The sequence below is a fragment of the Enterobacter sichuanensis genome (genome assembly GCF_009036245.1).
Taxonomy (GTDB): Bacteria; Pseudomonadota; Gammaproteobacteria; order Enterobacterales; family Enterobacteriaceae; genus Enterobacter; species Enterobacter sichuanensis.
On the sequence record NZ_CP027986.1, the window covers coordinates 4,618,315 to 4,636,874 of the forward strand.

Annotated in this window: 15 protein-coding genes and 1 pseudogene; 4 read left to right on the plus strand and 12 right to left on the minus strand. The window is 55.5% G+C overall.

What is annotated here, in order from left to right:
• The first annotated feature begins 34 nt into the window (after nt 1–34).
• Nucleotides 35–1,176, plus strand: a pseudogene (locus C1N69_RS22290) (IS481 family transposase).
• Nucleotides 1,177–1,310: 134 nt separating this feature from the next.
• Here C1N69_RS22290 and yiiM read toward each other — a convergent pair.
• The 6 genes from yiiM to C1N69_RS22320 form a co-directional block, all read right to left on the minus strand.
• Nucleotides 1,311–1,985 carry a 6-hydroxyaminopurine reductase gene (gene yiiM, locus C1N69_RS22295; RefSeq protein ID WP_047959724.1) on the minus strand — a complete coding sequence of 225 codons (675 nt, stop codon included), beginning with the start codon at nt 1,983–1,985 and terminating at the stop codon, nt 1,311–1,313.
• Between the two features lie 70 nt (nt 1,986–2,055).
• On the minus strand, nt 2,056–2,676 hold the full coding sequence (gene sodA, locus C1N69_RS22300; RefSeq protein ID WP_003861999.1) for a superoxide dismutase [Mn]: 621 nt from the start codon (nt 2,674–2,676) through the stop codon (nt 2,056–2,058).
• A gap of 162 nt (nt 2,677–2,838) precedes the next feature.
• On the minus strand, nt 2,839–4,104 hold the full coding sequence (locus C1N69_RS22305; RefSeq protein ID WP_155031877.1) for an MFS transporter: 1,266 nt from the start codon (nt 4,102–4,104) through the stop codon (nt 2,839–2,841).
• Between the two features lie 44 nt (nt 4,105–4,148).
• Nucleotides 4,149–6,272, minus strand: coding sequence for an alpha-galactosidase (locus C1N69_RS22310; RefSeq protein ID WP_155031878.1), 2,124 nt, complete (start codon nt 6,270–6,272; stop codon nt 4,149–4,151).
• A gap of 104 nt (nt 6,273–6,376) precedes the next feature.
• On the minus strand, nt 6,377–7,372 hold the full coding sequence (locus C1N69_RS22315; RefSeq protein ID WP_059386309.1) for a LacI family DNA-binding transcriptional regulator: 996 nt from the start codon (nt 7,370–7,372) through the stop codon (nt 6,377–6,379).
• A 17-nt stretch (nt 7,373–7,389) separates the two neighbouring features.
• Nucleotides 7,390–7,938: a helix-turn-helix domain-containing protein gene (locus C1N69_RS22320; protein ID WP_025760217.1), complete on the minus strand. Its 549-nt coding sequence runs from the start codon at nt 7,936–7,938 to the stop codon at nt 7,390–7,392.
• 102 nt (nt 7,939–8,040) lie between these two features.
• Between C1N69_RS22320 and C1N69_RS22325 the strand changes: the two genes are divergently transcribed.
• Together C1N69_RS22325 and C1N69_RS22330 are read left to right on the plus strand one after the other, a co-directional pair.
• Nucleotides 8,041–8,700 carry an AzlC family ABC transporter permease gene (locus C1N69_RS22325; protein ID WP_155031879.1) on the plus strand — a complete coding sequence of 220 codons (660 nt, stop codon included), beginning with the start codon at nt 8,041–8,043 and terminating at the stop codon, nt 8,698–8,700.
• Nucleotides 8,700–9,023: an AzlD domain-containing protein gene (locus C1N69_RS22330; RefSeq protein WP_155031880.1), complete on the plus strand. Its 324-nt coding sequence runs from the start codon at nt 8,700–8,702 to the stop codon at nt 9,021–9,023. The genes C1N69_RS22325 and C1N69_RS22330 overlap by 1 nt, the downstream gene beginning before the upstream one ends.
• 41 nt (nt 9,024–9,064) lie before the next feature.
• Here C1N69_RS22330 and C1N69_RS22335 read toward each other — a convergent pair whose 3' ends face one another.
• The 6 genes from C1N69_RS22335 to fdhD form a co-directional block, all read right to left on the minus strand.
• Complete coding sequence (locus C1N69_RS22335) at nt 9,065–9,652, minus strand: DUF1120 domain-containing protein (protein WP_155031881.1); 588 nt, start codon at nt 9,650–9,652, stop codon at nt 9,065–9,067.
• On the minus strand, nt 9,643–12,069 hold the full coding sequence (locus tag C1N69_RS22340) for a fimbrial biogenesis usher protein (RefSeq protein WP_155031882.1): 2,427 nt from the start codon (nt 12,067–12,069) through the stop codon (nt 9,643–9,645). The genes C1N69_RS22335 and C1N69_RS22340 overlap by 10 nt, the downstream gene beginning before the upstream one ends.
• 29 nt (nt 12,070–12,098) lie before the next feature.
• A complete protein-coding gene (locus C1N69_RS22345; protein WP_059386312.1) occupies nt 12,099–12,785 on the minus strand; it encodes a fimbria/pilus chaperone family protein in 687 nt (228 codons plus the stop codon).
• 62 nt (nt 12,786–12,847) lie between these two features.
• Nucleotides 12,848–13,564: a DUF1120 domain-containing protein gene (locus C1N69_RS22350; protein WP_059386313.1), complete on the minus strand. Its 717-nt coding sequence runs from the start codon at nt 13,562–13,564 to the stop codon at nt 12,848–12,850.
• 409 nt (nt 13,565–13,973) lie between these two features.
• Entirely contained in the window at nt 13,974–14,186 is a 213-nt protein-coding gene (locus tag C1N69_RS22355) for a YdgH/BhsA/McbA family protein (RefSeq protein WP_021242795.1), read from the minus strand.
• 114 nt (nt 14,187–14,300) lie between these two features.
• On the minus strand, nt 14,301–15,137 hold the full coding sequence (gene fdhD / locus C1N69_RS22360) for a formate dehydrogenase accessory sulfurtransferase FdhD (protein WP_155031883.1): 837 nt from the start codon (nt 15,135–15,137) through the stop codon (nt 14,301–14,303).
• A 371-nt stretch (nt 15,138–15,508) separates the two neighbouring features.
• Here fdhD and fdnG point away from each other — a divergent pair, with 371 nt between their 5' ends.
• A complete protein-coding gene (gene fdnG / locus C1N69_RS22365; RefSeq protein ID WP_094919434.1) occupies nt 15,509–18,559 on the plus strand; it encodes a formate dehydrogenase-N subunit alpha in 3,051 nt (1,016 codons plus the stop codon).
• Nucleotide 18,560 lies beyond the last annotated feature (1 nt).

Sequence of the window (18,560 nt, forward strand, 5' to 3'; positions counted from 1 at the left end):
ACTAAGGCATAAGAACCCGTTTATGGAGTCGCTTATGCCCTGGGATGCGAGAGATACCATGTCATTACGTACCGAGTTTGTTTTGTTCGCCTCGCAGGACGGGGCGAACATCCGTTCCCTCTGCCGTCGCTTCGGTATTTCACCTGCCACCGGCTACAAGTGGCTTCGTCGCTGGGCGGAGGAAGGGGCCTCCGGCCTTCAGGACCGCCCGCGCATACCGCACCATTCCCCGAACCGCTCATCTGACGACATCACTGCCCTGCTGCGCATGGCCCATGACCGTCATCAACGCTGGGGAGCCCGCAAGATTAAACGCTGGCTGGAAGACCAGGGGCACACCATGCCCGCCTTCAGCACCGTTCATACCCTGATGGCCCGTCACGGCCTGCTGCCGGGCACTTCACCGGGCATTCCCGCCACGGGACGGTTCGAACATGACGCGCCGAACCGGCTCTGGCAGATGGATTTTAAGGGCCACTTTCCCTTTGGCGGTGGCCGCTGCCATCCGCTCACTTTGCTGGACGACCACTCCCGTTTTTCCCTGTGCCTGGTGCACTGTAACGATGAACGTCGTGAGACCGTGCAGCAGCAGCTGGTCAGCGTGTTTGAACGCTACGGCCTGCCGGACAGGATGACGATGGATAACGGCTCACCGTGGGAGACACCACCGGCACCTGGACGGCGCTGGAGCTGTGGCTTATGCGCCAGGGTATCCGGGTGGGGCACTCCCGGCCGTATCATCCGCAGACGCAGGGCAAGCTGGAGCGTTTTCACCGCAGCCTGAAGGCGGAAGTGCTGCAGGGGAAGTGGTTCGCGGACAGCGGTGAACTGCAGCGCGCCTTCGACCACTGGCGGACGGTCTATAACCTTGAACGCCCGCATGAGGCACTGGATATGGCGGTACCGGGCTCGCGGTATCAGCCGTCATCGCGACGGTACAGCGGCAACACAACGCCCCCGGAATACGACGAGGGCGTGATGGTCAGGAAAGTGGATATCAGCGGAAAGCTGAGCGTGAAAGGGGTAAGTCTTAGCGCGGGTAAAGCGTTCAGGGGAGAGCGGGTCGGACTGAAGGAGACGCAGGAGGATGGCTGCTATGAAGTGTGGTGGTACAGCACGAAAGTGGGGGTGATCGACCTGAAGAAAAAGTCGATCACCATGGGTAAAGGATGTTAAAAAGTGTTCACCATGTCCCCGAACACCTGTCTACCATGTCCCCGGACCGTACACCCCAAAGGGGCGAGGGTGAAAAGACCGCACCGAGCCGTCCCCTCTCCCCTTTGGGGAGAGGGTTAGGGTGAGGGGTGCCGTTATTTCCCCCACAATCTCCGCGAATTATCTTCGATCTTGCCGTGTAAACGTCGCTTCTGCATCGTTCTTGTCCAGCTGGTCGATAATCCCGCCGCCGACAGCAGGCGATGATATTGCTCGTCATCAAACGGCATATGCCAGGCAATGGCGCAGGCGTCATAAACAGACACCTCACTCAGACGTGATGCCAGCTCAAGCGGCGCATCCGCTGACACCTGCCCCGCCAGCACCACCCGGTACAGCCAGCCGGTTTTACCCGTATTTTGCAGTTGAGCGGACATGTCATGAATGCCGAAATGGTAGTTGAGCTTGAAGCACGGCGAGCGTGGCTGCGTCACCTGGATCAGGGCATCGCCCCAGCGGTAGATATCGCCAATAAACACGTTCTTTTCGGTCAGCCCTTCGGTGGAGAGGTTCTCGCCAAACGCGGGGGCGACAAAGAGGTCCGCCTGCTCGGGGAACTCGGTTCTCCAGTGCTGATAGTGTTCGCGCGGGTAGTGACACAGCGCGCGATCGGGTCCGCCGTGGATTTTCTTTTCGGCCTGCTCGTCACCCGCAAGTCCGAGGTCGGTTAACATTAGCTCGCCGTCGACCTGAATTTTGGCGATGGCGCTCGGGCGGCTGCCGTCGTACTCCCTTACCTTGCCTGTAAATACATTCACCGGATAATGCATCGCTGCTCCTTTCTGCAGATACAAAAAAAGCGAGTCATCAGACTCGCTTCTCACAGGCGTCAATGCAACCTTATTTTTTCGCGGCGAAACGCGCTGCTGCTTCGTCCCAGTTCACCACGTCCCAGAACGCTTTGATGTAGTCCGGGCGACGGTTCTGGAATTTCAGGTAGTAAGCGTGTTCCCACACGTCCAGGCCCAGGATTGGGAAACCGGATGCGCCAGAGATCGCTTCACCCATCAGCGGGGAGTCCTGGTTAGCGGTAGAAACCACGGCCAGTTTGTCACCTTTCAGTACCAGCCACGCCCAGCCAGAGCCGAAACGGGTGGCAGCGGCTTTTTCGAATTCCGCTTTGAAGTTGTCAACGGAACCAAAATCGCGCTCGATAGCCGCTTTCAGGTCGCCCTGCAGAGTGGTACCGGTTTTCAGGCCTTTCCAGAACAGGCTGTGGTTCGCGTGACCGCCAGCGTTGTTGCGCAGAACGGTTTTCTTGTCTGCTGGCAGCTGGTCCAGCTTGGTGATCAGCTCTTCAACAGGCAGGTTAGCGAACTCTGGCAGGCTTTCCAGCGCAGCATTCGCGTTGTTCACATAGGTCTGGTGGTGTTTAGTGTGATGGATTTCCATCGTCTGCTTGTCGAAATGCGGTTCCAGTGCGTCGTAGGCATACGGCAGGGATGGCAGTGTATAACTCATAATCCTCTCCATTATTGTCGGGCGGCACAGCTGTTAATGCCGCGTAAGCAGTTGGTTCATTATAGTTAATTAAATGATATTGAAAATGATTATCAATGCCGTAGTTTTTATAAGGTTATTCATTTTCTGACCAAAGCTAAAAGGGTGAATGGGATCAGGACGTTAATGGACTTCTACCGCCTTATTGCCTGCCGCAATCTCACGCCTGCTGCTCAGCGTAAAGGCTGACACCACCGTAATCGCCAGCACGAAACAGCCCAGCATCAGGTACGTCTCCTGGAAGCCGATTCGGTCGTACATATTACCGGCAAAGGCAGAAAGGAAAATCGCCGCCGACTGCTTGGCAAACTGGAAGCCAATCAGGTAGATAGTGGCCGACAGACGGGTGTCAAACACCCCGGTGATGTATTTGAACGCCCCCACCAGCAGGAACGGCACCTCCAGCGCATGCAGCATCTTCAGGGCGATCACTTCTACAGCGGTGGTGGCAAATGACGAGCCGATAATGCGCGTCGCCATTATCACCCCGGCGATCAGCAGCGTGTTTTTCGCGCCGATACGGTTAATGATCCACGGCGAGCAGAACATGATGATGGCGTTACAAATTTCTCCGGCCGTCGTCGCAAAGCCAAAAGCGCGGGTCCCCTCCTGTGGCGTCGCGAAGAAGGTTTTGAAGAAGGTGGCAAACTGCTGGTCGAAGACGTCATAGACGCAGGCCACGCCAATCACGTACAGGATAAACATCCACATTCTGCGCTGGCGAAACAGGTTAAAGACGGTTCTGGCTGTAATCTGCGGCTGGTTGGCACCCAGGGCGTTCATTACCTGCGCCGTCTGGTTGGGCTTCGGCTTCGCGACCACCAGCAATAGCATCAACAGCAGCGCCGCCCCCGAACCCATCCAGAAGACATACGACGGATCGATGCCGAACAGGATCCCCCCCGTTGAGGCGCACAGCCCCCAGCCAAGACAGCCGAACATGCGCGCCTTGCCGTACTCAAAGAAGCTGTTGCGGCTTACGCGTTCGATATAGGCCTCAATAGCCCCCGATCCCGCCGAGAAAACAAAGCCGATGTACAGCCCGCCGCTCAGCGCCCCCAGCCAGATATTGGTTTTCAGCAGCGGTGCGAAAACGTACAGGAAGAAGGGGGCAAACAGAAACAGCAGCACGGAGATAATCCACAACAGATGTTTTTTTAGCCCCAGCTTGTCCGAAATCACCCCCAGCACCGGCTGGAAGGCGATAGCCGATAGCGAGATGCAGGAGAAAACAATCCCGGTATGGGTTTTGTTTAGCCCGATGATGTCCGACAGCCATATAGGCAGGAACGGAAAGCAGGTGGCCATGATGAAGAAGTAGAGAAAGAAGAACAGCCCGAAAATCCAGAAGTTAGGGCTGTCTTTGTGGGTACAGGTTGTTGTGTTCATTATTTTTATCCTCAACGGAGGGCCGGGTCTCCGGCCCGTCACCCTTACACGCGTTCCACGCCAATCAGAATGGCGGTTTCCGGATCCAGAATCGGCAGCGCAATCCCTGCCTGCATCAGCCACTCACCGCTCACCGTTTGCGGCGCGTCCATCCACGCCGGCAGCCTGCGCATGGTGTGCCCACCCTCACCCGTAATCTGAATATTCGGATGATCGAGCAGCGTGATGCGGTACTGCGCGCTGGCTTCTAACCCCGGCATGCGCAGCGGCATCATCAGGGTGTAATCCGGCATTGCGAGCTGGCTGACCATAAACAGTCCGTACGTCTTATCTTCGCTCACTATGCCCTGCGCCATCGTGGTGGCGTCCGGCATCTCCACGCGCCACTGGGTACCCCGATGGATCACCTCGCGCCACTGCTTGTGCAAGGCGGCATAGTGACGATATCCCTCACGCTCTTTCTCATCCACGGTGAGTGGGTCCAGCTCCAGCCCCATATGGCCAAACAGCGCTGTCAAACCGCGGAATTCAATGCTGTGCTGGCGGAAGGTGGCATGACATTTATGATGACCGATATGCGCGCCCATCACTTCCGGCGGGAAAAAATAGCTCATACCGCGCTGGATAGTGTTTCGCTCCAGCGCATCGTTATTGTCGGACGCCCAGAAGCGGTGGCAGCGTGTCAGGACCTCATAATCGATTCGCCCACCACCCGAGGAGCAGGATTCGAATTCGATGTGTGGGAAGCGTTCGCCCAGCACGTCTAACAGACGATAAAACTGACGGGTTTGAGCGTCGGCCGCGGCTTTGCCGTTATGTCCCGGCTGCACCAGCTCGCGATTCATGTCCCATTTCACGTAGTCGACCGCATGCTCGCCCAGCAGCCAGCTCATGCGCGTCAGCAGGTAATCAAACGCGTCCGGAATGTTCAGGTTAAGCACCAGCTGGTGTCGCCCGGTCACCTGGGGGTAGCCTGGCAGCGCCAGAACCCAGTCAGGGTGCGCGCGATACAAATCAGAATCGGGGTTAATCATCTCCGGCTCAACCCAGATGCCAAACTCCATGCCAAGCTGTTTGACGTGGTTGATTACCGGCGTCAGGCCATCAGGGTATTTTTTTTCGTCCAGATACCAGTCACCCAGCGCGGCACGATCGTCGTTGCGGCCTTTAAACCAGCCGTCGTCAATGATAAAGCGTTCCACGCCCAGCGCGGCGGCCTCGTCGGCCATACGCATGATGTAGCCCGGGTCGTGACTGAAGTAGATCCCCTCCCAGGTGTTGAGGTGGACCGGACGCGGTTTGTTTTCCGGAAAGCGGATGACGTTGGCGCGCAGGTAACGGTGGAACTGCTGGCTCATGCCGTTCAGCCCCTGCGCGGAGTAGCTGGCATACAGGCGCGGCGTCCAGAGCGTGTCGCCCTCTTCAATCGCCACCTCACCCGGCAGGTAGAGCGCTTCGGCCTGAATATAACGGCGGCCATCGGTTTTCGCTTCCGCGCGCAGGCGGTGGTTGCCGCTCCAGCCCAGATGCACGCCCCAGACGTCGCCGTGCATTTCACTGAACGATGGCGTACCCGAAATCAGCGCCGGGAAGTGTTCGTGGGACGTTTTACCCCGGCGGTTTTCAATCACGAAACTGTTGTGCTCAAGCATGACGCGGTGCGGCTGAAATTCACGGATCCAGCGTCCGTGGAAGGCCAGCACCTCCCGCGCTCGCTCGGCCACCGGCAGCGTGACGGCGAAACGGTCCACCTGCCACGCCTGGGATTTCAGGTTGGTTAAGCCGTGACGCACCGCCAGCACGCCACTGGCATCCAGCGCCATTTCGCTGGTCAGGCGCAGGCCCGCATGTGCATCTTCTGCCGTAATTGTCAGGGTTTGTCCCTGCTGCTGTACGTCTGTGGTGGTGAAAACCGGGGAACCGTCCAGCCCCTGGCGGTGCCCCTCAATGCCGGGCGATCCAAACAGGCCGTGCCCCAGTTCAGCCATCAGCGTGACAGGTGAATCAACATCCAGCCTGCCGTTAGCCACTGGACGTGCGAGCGTAGCGACATCCTGCGGCGAAAAGTGGTGAAGGTGCGGCCCCCAGTAGAGAATTTCTGCAAACGGGTGCGTTTTAATCACCACGTCTACTGTGTCGCTTACAAGTCGTAAAATGGGATCGTGCATCAGACATCTCCTGTCATCGGAATGACCTGAGTGTTGATCCGAAACGTTTCGGATACAAACCAAAACGTTTCGGATCTGTGATCGGCTTTGGAATTTTACGAGATTTAAGCCGTCTGGCCTGGGAAGAATTCCGGCTGCCAGAGCACCTGAAGCGTGTCGATATCGTCGCCGTTAATCAGCTGGCGCACCATATCGGCAATCTGCTTCCCGACGCCCTGACGGGTAGACTGGATCACTGCCGCCACGTCGATATCAACAATGCTGTCCTGGGGTAAGCCGTCGTAGACCACCAGCGAGACGGCATTCTCGCCAGTAAGGCGTCCCATCTGCGCCAGCGCCATTGCCGCGCCGTCGCCGTGGGTGTTGCAGTCGGTAATGATGGCCGTGGGGGGCTGCGGCAGAGCGAGCAGCGCTTTCGTGGTGGCATACCCCACGCGGCGCGAAGGGGGCATAGCGCGCAGCCACTCGCTGGACAGCCCGGCTTCCCGTAACGCGTCCAGATAGCCCTGGCGACGCTGGGTGATAAATGCCTGATTGTTGCTTTCGCCCAGTAGCGCAATGCGTTGATGCCCTTTCTCGATCAGCCAACGGGTGGCGTGATACGTGCCGGCATAGTTATCGAAATCGAACCACGCATACGGCTGCGGCAGTTGGCTGCGCCCGAGCGCCAGGAACGGGAACCCGGCGGCCTGAAGCTGCTCAAGACGCGGATCGTGATCCAGCGTATGCGCCACAATCAGCGCATCCACGCGCCGGCTTTGGACCATGCGCATATAGCTGTGCTTGTCCGCCAGATCATCATCGGCGATGAGCAGTAAGTCGATTTCATGTCGCGCCAGTTCGTGGCTGATTTCGCCGACCATGTCCATAAAAACGCTGTTATTGAGCGGAACAGGATGCACCGGAAAAACGAGCCCGACGGCATCAATTTTGCCCATCTTCAGGCGGCGGGCAAACGTATTTGGTCGATAGCCACGGCGCTGGGCCTCCGCTTCCACGCGGGCGCGCGTCTCGGCGGAGACGTCATCATACCCGTTAAGCGCCCGGCTGACGGTGGTAACAGACAGCCCCAGTTCTTTAGCGATAGCTTTAAGCGACATGATTTTCCGTATCTTCGTTAATTTTGTTCCGCCACCAGCAGCGCGTAGGTGTCTGGCTCCAGGGCTTTAAAGATATGCGGCTGGTCTGCGGGGTAGCAAATATAGTCCCCTGCCCCAAGCTCTTCCGCGGCGTCGAGCAACCCGACCAGCGCACGTCCCTGCGTCACAATAATATGTTCAACCGAGCCAGGTGAATGTGGCTGAGAGAGACGATCGGCACCCGGTTGGGTCATCAGAAGGTAGATATCACGGCGTGCACCCGGGGGGCATGCCGCCAGCAAAATGGCTTCGTAGTTCGCCTGCCCGGCGACCACTTTCGTCCCCTCGCCGCGGCGGATCACCTGCGTGGTCGGAAGCTGTGGCTCAAGCAAGCGGGCAAAAGGAATATCCAGCGCCACGCAGAGCGACCACAGCGTTTCCAGGCTAGGGTTACCGTTGCCGGACTCCAGCTGTGAAAGCGTGGATTTAGCGATCCCGGCACGGCGGGCAATTTCCGCCAGTGAAAGTCCGGTTCGCAGGCGTTCACGCACCAGACTTTTGGCGATCACGCTGATTGGCTGCGTCATAAAACGGCCTCTTGTTCTATATATCGAACGAATCGTTCATCTTGAAAAACAGTTCAGTTGCGTTCATTATAATGGATAAACGTTCGATATGGCTAAAATTGTATGAAGCATCATCTCTCTTGTCTGAAAGGCGACACCATTAAAGCGATCATCCTGGTTTGCCTCGCGGTCGGCGTGGTCGGGATGTCATACGGCTCACTGGCAATGGCCTACGGTTTTCCGGTCTGGGTCCCGTTTGTGCTCTCCATTACCGTGCTCGCGGGCGCGTCCGAATTTATGTTTATTGGTATTGTGGCGAGCGGCGGTAACCCGCTGGCAGCGGCGGCGGCGGGGTTGCTGGTCAACGCGCGTCATGTGCCGTTTGGTGTGACGGTGCGTGAACTGGTGGGCAAACGGGGGCTGAGCTTTCTTGGCTGCCACATCATGAACGACGAAAGCGTGGTGTTTGGCCTGTCGCAGAAAACGCCCGAACAGCGCAAGGCGGCCTACTGGCTATGCGGTTTAGGGGTGGCGATTATCTGGCCACTGGGGGCCCTGCTGGGCGCTATGGTCGGCAAATTGCTACCGGATCCGGAAACCATTGGCCTGGATGCGGTCTTCCCGGCCATATTGCTGGCACTTGTGGTTCCCGCGTTTAAAAACCGTACCACGCTCATCCGCGCCTGCAGCGGTGCCATTCTGTCGCTGGCCGCCGTGCCGTTTGCCCCGGTGGGCTTACCGGTTCTGCTCTCTTTACTGGGTCTCGCGGCGAGGAAAAAATAATGGGAAATATGACGTTTTTTATTCTTGGTATCGCAATTTTGTCTGCGGGAACATATCTGATGCGTCTTGGCGGGGCAAAACTCGGCAGCAGGCTGGCATTATCGGAGCGTTCACAGGCGTTGCTGTCAGATGCGGCAACGGTGTTGCTGTTTTCCGTGGCGCTGGCGACCACATTTTATGAAGGTGACCATTTTGCCGGGATGGCACGCGTAGTGGGTGTCGCGTTTGCGGTGTTTCTGGCCTGGCGAAAAATGCCGTTAATTGTGGTCATCATAGCGGCGGCAGTAGTCACCGCACTGCTGCGTGTGGCGGGGATCCACTAAGAATGATGCCCGGCATACTACTCTGTCGGGTATCAAAAGGGTTATTGCGCTGGAAGGGTATCGACGCTCAGCGTCAGCGTCTCGGTAAGATCGGTGGCGTTGGTCACGCTGAAGGCTTTCTCTGACAGGTAGGTCGTCACCATCATGGTCACGGTGAACTGCTCTCCCGCCACTTCTATCCCGTTAACGGCAGCCAGCGCTTTTTCTGGCGGCAATGTCACTTCTGGCGCCCCTCCCTGAACCACCACCGCACCAATATCGACAGCGGCCAGTTGCACACTCTTCCCGTCCATGCGGCCATCCTTGAATGCGATCTTCATCGCGCCGTTATCGGTGTATCGCCAGGCCCTGTTTTGTCGGGCAGCGCCGTTGATTGAGATCCGCATTTTACGCGCATCCGGACACATCACCGACACCCGCAGTTCCCGCGTTACCGAGGCATAACCGTTATAAACTTTGCCCACATGCTCAGCAGAACCCTTTCGCATATCGTCTTTACGATAACGACCGTAGTCGATTGTCTTCACGGCGGACATCATTTTGCATTCGCCATCATCAGCCTGCGCGGCTGCCGGTCCGCAGAGCAACGCGGCCAACATCACGTACTTATGAATGTTATTCAAAGACACTTCCCTGTCACCTCTTCGTAGAATGTATTCGGTTTTTCCTCCGGCAGGGTATACGTCAGCTTGCAACGCTCTCCCTCCACCGTCGCGTAGAGCTGCTGGTTGGCAGAGATATCGTTCAGGAAGATCACGCCGTCTTCGGGTGCCGTAGTGATGTATTCACCCGCTTCGTCCACAATCGGGATACCTTCCGGCAGCGGCGTACCGTCCGCGCGGCTGATAGCCAGCAGCACGCGGCGCTGGCTTAGCATCTCAAACTCCCACTTCGCCACGGCGCCATGAGAGGCCTTGATCGCCGTTCTGCCGTTTCTGACATCCAGGTTGCCTGGCAGCTTTTCGGTGTTGATCTCAATCGTGCTTTCCTGGAATGGTGACAGCACAGGGATCACCGCCTGACCCCATTTATCCGTCCATACCGGGCCACGCGCGGTGCCAATCTCGACGCCTGCCGCCGGTTTATCCAGCTTAGCGATGGCATAGGTGTCAGCCACCTGATAAGGCGAGAAGGTCACGCCGTCGCCGTGCACCACCATCCCGCCGCTCAGCGACGCGGAATAGTTGGTGTTGCTGTTGTTATCGCCCCCAGCCGCCAGCGCCAGGCTGGTGTAATGCAGATTGCTGTTCAGTGAGCTGTCCCAGCTGGTGCTGTTCTCATCATGATCCTGAGAGACGCCAACCGCATACTGGTTCGCCTCATTGAACGATCCCATCGCGCGCGTACCGTAGGAACGCTTGCCTTCGCTATCACGATACCAGGAGCTGGTGCTGACGCCCGTACGGCCGAGCGGGATCGACACGTTCACGTAAAACTGATCGTTATCACTGTCGTCGTTGCGGCTGACATCCGATTCCCAGTTCACACTCAGGTTGAAATATTTGAAGGTTTGCGACCATGAAGAGACGAAACGGCGGCTATTGTTCTCGCTGTTCCATCTCTCGTTGCGGTAGTAGCTAAGGGAGAAGCGGCCAAGCGTGGTGTTGGACCAGTTAATACCTATGTTGGTGTCGTATTTGGTTTGCGACATATCGTCGTCTTCATCGTAAAGCTCCGTCATTTCACGGTAATCCGGCGTACCGTAGCTGCCGCCCATCGAAATGCCGATGCCCCACGGCAGCGCATAGCCTACATCCAGCGTCGTTTTGTTGCCCTTCGTTTGCGTCTGGTTGTCTAACGACGCCAGAAAACCGAGCGAGGCATACAGGTTCTGCGTCGGCGTGGTATCGAGGTTGCCGGAGAAACCGTAATAGCGGTTATCCGCCATCACCATACCGGCGACGACATTCATGCGCCTGTTGATAGACCAGCCGTTATTGGCCGAGACCACCCACGGTTTTTCGAGGCGCGATTCCATGTCGCTTTCAACACGGCCTACCGCCATGCTAAAGCCCGGTGCGCGCCCCACGTGGCTGCTGCGAAAGGTACTCGCCGCCACGGTAAAGCGGTTTTCGCTGCCGTCGGTCTCGGTCACCGTGACGTTCAGGTCGGTGTTGAGGTTAGCCAGCGGTACGTCGTCTAGGCTAAACGGCCCGGCAGGCACCAGCGTCGAATAAATCAGCTGTCCGCCCTGGCGAATATCGACACGCGCCTGAGGATTTCGGGCGATCCCGTTCACTTCCACGCCCGTCCCCGTCTGAGGCGAAAGCGCGTTATCTGGCATCATCTGTACACCGTAAATAACCGGAATACTGAAGCGACTATTGGCCACGTTAATCTGACCGCCCTGCACCATCACGCCATAATCGGTAAAGGTACGCTGGGCGTAGGTATTGAGTGAGGAAAAGTCAAAGCGCTGATCGCTGCCGTCGCTAATAAACTGCGTGCTGCGTACAATCCAGTCCCCGGCGTTAAAGCCCAGTTCTAACGTAGACTGGAAACGGTCGGAATTATCACCGTCATACTGGTTGTGGGTGCCGAACATGGAATAATTCAGCATTGCCGCACGGCCACCCTGCACTTCTACTAATTGACGTCCGAAATCAGGGTCCAACGCCTCTGGTGGAACCACGACCGATATTTCTTCAATATCCGGGGAAGACTGAAGAGTCGAACCAGACCAGTATTGTTCAATTTTAGGGCAGGTGTCTTGTGTGTCTTTTTTAATCAGCCCCGCATTTTTTAGAAACTCGTCATCAATACAGGGGTTACCTTCTTCATCAAATTTCACCGGCATAAGAATACGCTGCGTACCGTTAACATTCACAGTCACGTTATGGTTGCCGGGAGTAAAACGGGGAGCCATGGAATAATATTCAGCAATGGAGGGGTCAAGACCGTGGGATGTTAACGCTTCAACATCAAATTTCGCCCGGTCTGACGCCATTGGTTCATTCGCTGTCGGATTTATTTCTGCCCGAATACTAAAAGCGAGCGCCGTCAAGCAAAACGCCAGCATTCCCTTTTTACAGGAAACTGTTAACATGACTACTCCATGCGCTATTAAATGAGTGGTTATTCTTGTAGATCTGTCAGATAACTTTGCACTTGATAGCCATAACGGGAGACAGGATATATTTCAATCTGTTTTTCTGCCGAAGTTATTTTCTCTTTCGCACTCGCCGAAATTTTTTCACCCGGCAAAATATACGCCTTAGCGAATTGAACGGTCTTACCTGATGGCAATAATTTTGCTTTTTGCTCCATACGAACAACGTAAGGGGTTTTATTCTCGACAGTGACGTTGCCGTTATTCATTTGCCATTTTAAGTCTTTCCAGGGTTCGAGATTGACTGCCAATCCGGCCGGGCGAATAATAACGGGCAGGTTTTGGCTGAATGCGACTTTTACTTTATTTTTTTCACGCTGCGGGATAGCGGTAAAAATGACGCGCTTGATGTGTTCCACCTTCAGCGGCTCTGCGCTGCTTTTCAGTACAAAGCGCACGCGCTGGGTTTTGCCCGCGTCAACACGTACAACCGGCTGTGTCACAATCAGGCCAGGCTTTGGATCATCGGGTAGGTCAACCAGTTTGGTATACAGCAATTGGGCATCGGCATCCGTGTTTTTGACGTCCATACTGGCACCCTGCTCATCTTCTTTAACGATCAGCAATGGAGTTTCTGGCACCATTCCAGCAGCCAGGGCATTAAACGAGGTTAACAGGCAGGTACAAATCAGCGTTCTTTTCAAAAACAACATAATATTAGTCCATTAATATTTAAATAACACTCCACAGATGTGGAGTGTTTACTTTGAGGCTATTACAGATAAACCAGCTCAATGTTGGTTAAACCGTCCAGCGTTAATTCGTCGCTAATATCCAGCTCACTCGCTGGGTTAATCTGCGCCACGATGCCGATGTTGAAATTAACTTGTTTCAGCACGGCAGGTCGATCATTAACGGTATCGTTGGCGAAACCGTATGTCTCACTTTTATCCGTAACAACTTGCAGATAATGAAGCCCGTTTTTTGCGTGCCAATCCGTAGTCGCGGTAGCATCCTTCGAATATACTGGATGCAGCGACGCACCCGTATCGTCTGTCGCGGTACCCTTATCCCTCTGAATACCCATGGCATAAGCGCCAATCTTCTTACCGTTAAACATGCCCAACCCTGCTGTACTTGCAGGGCTTAATAAAAATTCCAGATCGCTAAACGCGGTAGACAAGTATTCGGTTGGCGCGGAGTCAGCGTGCGCATCGTTAAACGTCACACCAAAACGCGTAGGAGTTTCGCAGGTAATGGAAATAGAGACAACTTTCGTACCCGGAAGAGATGTTACCGTGTTGTAGTTTAACTCAGTTGCTTTAACCGTACCAAAATCAGCATTACCGCTGCCGCCTACAACAGAAGGCGTACAGGAGGATGGAACAACTTTACCGCTCACCTGCAGATCAAGGCTGGTTCCCGCTATTGCCGAAGACGCCGCGACAGCCAGCACGGAGGCCAGCACCCCTTTTTTAAACATCGCGTTCATTTTATTTCCTTATGTGAGTGAAATAGAAAACAAACCAAATAATGAATATCTGGTCTGGATATCAGCACTACAAAATTTGCGTCTGGAAAATAGCACCACAAATTAACGCGAACAATAATTCAAAATGATTTTAGGATTTGCGCCTGAGGAAATCCTAAGAGTTGAACATTACACATATTTTTATTGAATATATAATTGATAAATATATGCAGGGATCTGGTCTGACCCTATATTAAAACTGTGTATTATTATGATTAATTTCAAACAAAAGTAACCAAAGAAGGGAGATTTTTACAGTTATTGTTTCGTTAATAAGAAAATGCCTGGAAGATGTGCGGGAGAATCGAGGAAGGAGTCGTGGGTGTAAACCTGTCCCGGCTCCGAAGAGCAGGGACAGCGGCAATATCACTTATTTGTTCAGTTCGGCGGTCATGTGAACGCGGTTACCCGAGAACGCCTGAGTAATTTTGTAAGATGATGCACCCGCTTCCTGAGCCTGAGCCGCGATTTTCGCTTCTGCGCCGTCAATGGTAGAGGCGGTTGCAGTCACGGTCTGCGCAGCGAAAGAACCGAAAGAAGCAGCCAGAGCGATTACAGCGACAAAAGTTTTGATGCTTTTCATGATTTAAACCCTTTCATTAAGTTGTTTAGATAAGGCACCGTGCCTTGATGTGATAAATACTAGACCTCATCACGAACAACTAAAAGCGGAAGGATTTGCTATTATCATTCAAAATTACTGATCAACTATTAATCGCTGTGGATGGGTATAAATGGTTGCCCTTCCCGGCTTGCAGAAGCCCACCAGCGTCAGGTTGCAGCGCTCCGCCACCTTTACCGCCAGCGTGGTTGCCGCCGATACGGCAAACAGGATCTCCACCCCGCACATCGCCGATTTTTGCACCATCTCATAGCTGGCGCGGCTGGAAACAAGTGCCGCGCCCTGCTGCCAGACCTCACTTTCCCGCGCACGACGACCCAGCAGCTTATCCAGCGCCACGTGGCGGCCAACGTCCTCATGTCCCCCGGCAATATCGCCCGACGGCAATACCCACGCTGCTGCGTGCGTGCAGCCGCTCAGCTGGCCGATGGGCTGAACATCGTTGAGATGCTCAAGCGCATAGTCGAGGTGTGCCAGATTAAAGGTCTGCGTGAACGGCAGAGGTACAACAGGCTTGCCAATATCGTTGAGCTGCTCAACACCACACACGCCGCAGCCGGTGCGCCCGGCCAGTGCGCGACGGCGCTCTTTTAACCCCATAAAGCGGCGGCTGGAGAGTTCGATTTGCACCTCAAGGCCGTTGCATGCCTGCACCACGTCCATGCCGTAGATCTCCTGCGGGTGCTCAATGATGCCTTCCGAAAGGGAGAATCCTGTCGCGAACAGTTCGAGATCTTTTGGCGAAGCCATCATCACCACATGCGAGATGCCGTTGTAAACGAGTGCAACAGGCACCTCTTCCGCCAGATAATCAGGCGTGGCGTGGGCAATGTGGGGCGGCCTGTGTACCGACAATTCCACAATGCCGGCAGGCAGGGGTGATGAATGGGGGGCACGATTTTGTTTAGACACAGCGCTATTCCTGAACAACCACGAAGGTAAGCCTGCTATTGCAGCACAAACCACAGGCTTTACGCATAGTATGGATCAACTATTCGGCAACCATTCTCCTACTCATTCAGAAGGGGTGCAACCTGGCGCCCGCTACACCGCTTTAACATGCAGCGCTGTTAATGTGATCAATATCACACTTTATAATCAGCATGGTGATAATACGTTCACTTTGTATTAACGCCATTAGAACAGCGGTACCAACATTGTGGTATTCTGATGATATCCCTCGTGGAATTGAGGGATTAACGCAAATTTTTTCCTTTGCGGTCCTTCTTCAACCGCGAAGTCAAAACACTATATGTAAGCAATGTCGAAACAAGGAGTGACCCATGCAGGTCAGCAGAAGGCAGTTCTTTAAGATCTGCGCTGGCGGTATGGCAGGCACCACGGCAGCGGCACTGGGCTTTGCGCCCGGCGTAGCGCTGGCGGAAACGCGGCAGTATAAACTGCTACGCACCCGCGAAACCCGTAATACCTGTACGTACTGCTCTGTCGGTTGCGGGCTGTTGATGTATAGCCTCGGCGACGGTGCTAAAAACGCCAAAGCGTCTATTTTCCATATCGAAGGCGACCCGGATCATCCGGTCAACCGCGGCGCGTTGTGCCCGAAAGGGGCGGGTCTGGTGGACTTTATCCACTCCGAAAGCCGCCTGAAATTCCCTGAATATCGCGCGCCTGGCTCCGACAAATGGCAGCAAATCAGCTGGGAAGAGGCGTTCGACCGCATCGCTAAACTGATTAAAGAAGACCGCGATGCCAACTTTATTGAGAAGAACGCCGACGGCGTTACGGTCAACCGCTGGCTCTCCACCGGGATGCTGTGCGCCTCTGCTTCCAGCAACGAAACCGGTTATTTAACCCAGAAATTCACGCGCGCACTCGGTATGCTCGCGGTCGACAACCAGGCGCGTGTCTGACACGGACCAACGGTAGCAAGTCTTGCTCCAACATTTGGTCGCGGTGCGATGACCAACCACTGGGTCGACATCAAGAACGCCAACCTCATTGTGGTGATGGGCGGTAACGCCGCTGAAGCGCACCCTGTCGGGTTCCGCTGGGCGATGGAAGCCAAAATCCACAACGGTGCGAAACTGATTGTGATCGATCCCCGCTTTACGCGTACTGCGTCGGTGGCGGATTTCTACACCCCTATTCGTTCAGGTACTGACATCACTTTCCTGTCAGGCGTCTTGCTGTACCTGATGACCAACGAAAAATATAACCGCGAATACACCGAAGCCTATACCAACGCCAGCCTGATCGTGCGTGAGGATTACCACTTCGAAGATGGTCTGTTCAGCGGTTATGACGCCGAAAAACGCAAATACGACAAAACCAGCTGGAACTACGAGCTGGACGAGAAAGGCTTTGCGAAGCGCGATACTACCCTGCAACACCCGCGCTGCGTGTGGAACCTGCTGAAAGAGCACGTCTCCCGCTACACGCCGGAAGTTGTCGAGAACATCTGTGGTACACCGAAGGCGGACTTCCTGAAGGTGTGCGAGCTTATCGCCGAAACCAGCGCGAAAGATAAAACCGCGTCGTTCCTGTACGCCCTCGGCTGGACGCAACACTCCATCGGCGCACAGAACATCCGTACCATGGCGATGGTTCAATTGCTGCTCGGTAACATGGGGATGGCAGGCGGTGGCGTGAACGCCCTGCGCGGTCACTCCAACATTCAGGGCCTGACCGACCTCGGCCTGCTGTCTCAAAGCCTGCCGGGCTATATGAACCTGCCAAGCGAGAAACAGACCGACCTGCAAACCTACCTGACCGCCAGCACGCCTAAACCGCTGCTCGAAGGCCAGGTGAACTACTGGGGCAACTATCCGAAGTTCTTCGTCTCGATGATGAAAGCCTTCTTCGGCGACAAAGCGACGGCGGAAAACAGCTGGGGCTTTGACTGGCTGCCGAAGTGGGACAAAGGTTACGACGTTCTGCAGTATTTCGAGATGATGCACCAGGGCAAAGTGAACGGCTATCTGTGCCAGGGCTTTAACCCGGTTGCGTCGTTCCCGAACAAGAACAAGGTTGTTGAGTCGCTGTCGAAACTGAAGTTCCTGGTGACGATTGACCCGCTCAATACCGAGACCTCAACGTTCTGGCAGAACCACGGTGAATCGAACGATGTCGACCCATCGAAGATTCAGACCGAAGTGTTCCGCCTGCCATCGACCTGCTTCGCGGAAGAGAACGGCTCTATCGTCAACTCCGGACGCTGGCTGCAGTGGCACTGGAAAGGCGCGGACGCCCCAGGTATCGCCATGAACGACGGCGAAATCCTGGCCGGCATCTTCTTACGCCTGCGTAAGATGTACGCGGCAGAAGGCGGCGCGAACCCGGAACCGGTCCTGAACATGACCTGGAACTACTCAACGCCAGAAAATCCAGCGCCGGAAGAAGTGGCGATGGAGAGCAACGGTAAGGCGCTGGCGGACGTTATCGACCCGGCCACCGGCACCGTGCTGGCGAAGAAAGGCGATCAGCTCAGTACCTTCGCGCACCTGCGTGATGACGGTACCACCTCCAGCGGCTGCTGGATCTTTGCCGGTAGCTGGACGCCGAAAGGCAACCAGATGGCAAACCGCGATAACGCCGACCCGTCGGGCCTGGGCAATACGCTGGGCTGGGCATGGGCATGGCCACTCAACCGCCGTATCCTCTATAACCGCGCATCCGCTGACCCACAGGGCAACCCGTGGGATCCGAAGCGTCAGTTGCTGAAATGGGACGGCGCGAAATGGGGCGGCGTGGATATTCCGGACTACAGCACTGCACCTCCGGGTAGCGATGTCGGGCCGTTTATTATGCAGCCTGAAGGGATGGGACGTCTGTTTGCTATCGATAAGATGGCGGAAGGGCCGTTCCCGGAACACTACGAGCCGTTTGAGACGCCGCTGGGCACCAACCCGCTGCACCCGAACGTGGTCTCTAACCCGGCAGCCCGTATCTTCAAGGGCGATTTCGACGCGCTGGGGAAAAAAGACAAGTTCCCGTATGTGGGCACCACTTATCGTCTGACCGAACACTTCCACTACTGGACCAAGCACGCGCTGCTTAACGCCATCGCGCAGCCGGAACAGTTTGTGGAGATCGGAGAGAAGTTGGCGAACAAGCTCGGCATTGCCCATGGCGATACCGTTAAGGTCTCTTCTAACCGTGGCTACATCAAAGCCAAGGCCGTAGTGACCAAGCGTATTCGCACGCTGAACGTTCACGGCCAGCAGGTGGATACCATCGGTATTCCGATCCACTGGGGTTATGAGGGCGTGGCGAAGAAAGGGTTCATTGCGAACACCCTGACGCCGTTCGTCGGCGATGCGAACACGCAGACGCCGGAGTTTAAGGCCTTCCTCGTGAACGTGGAAAAGGTGTAAC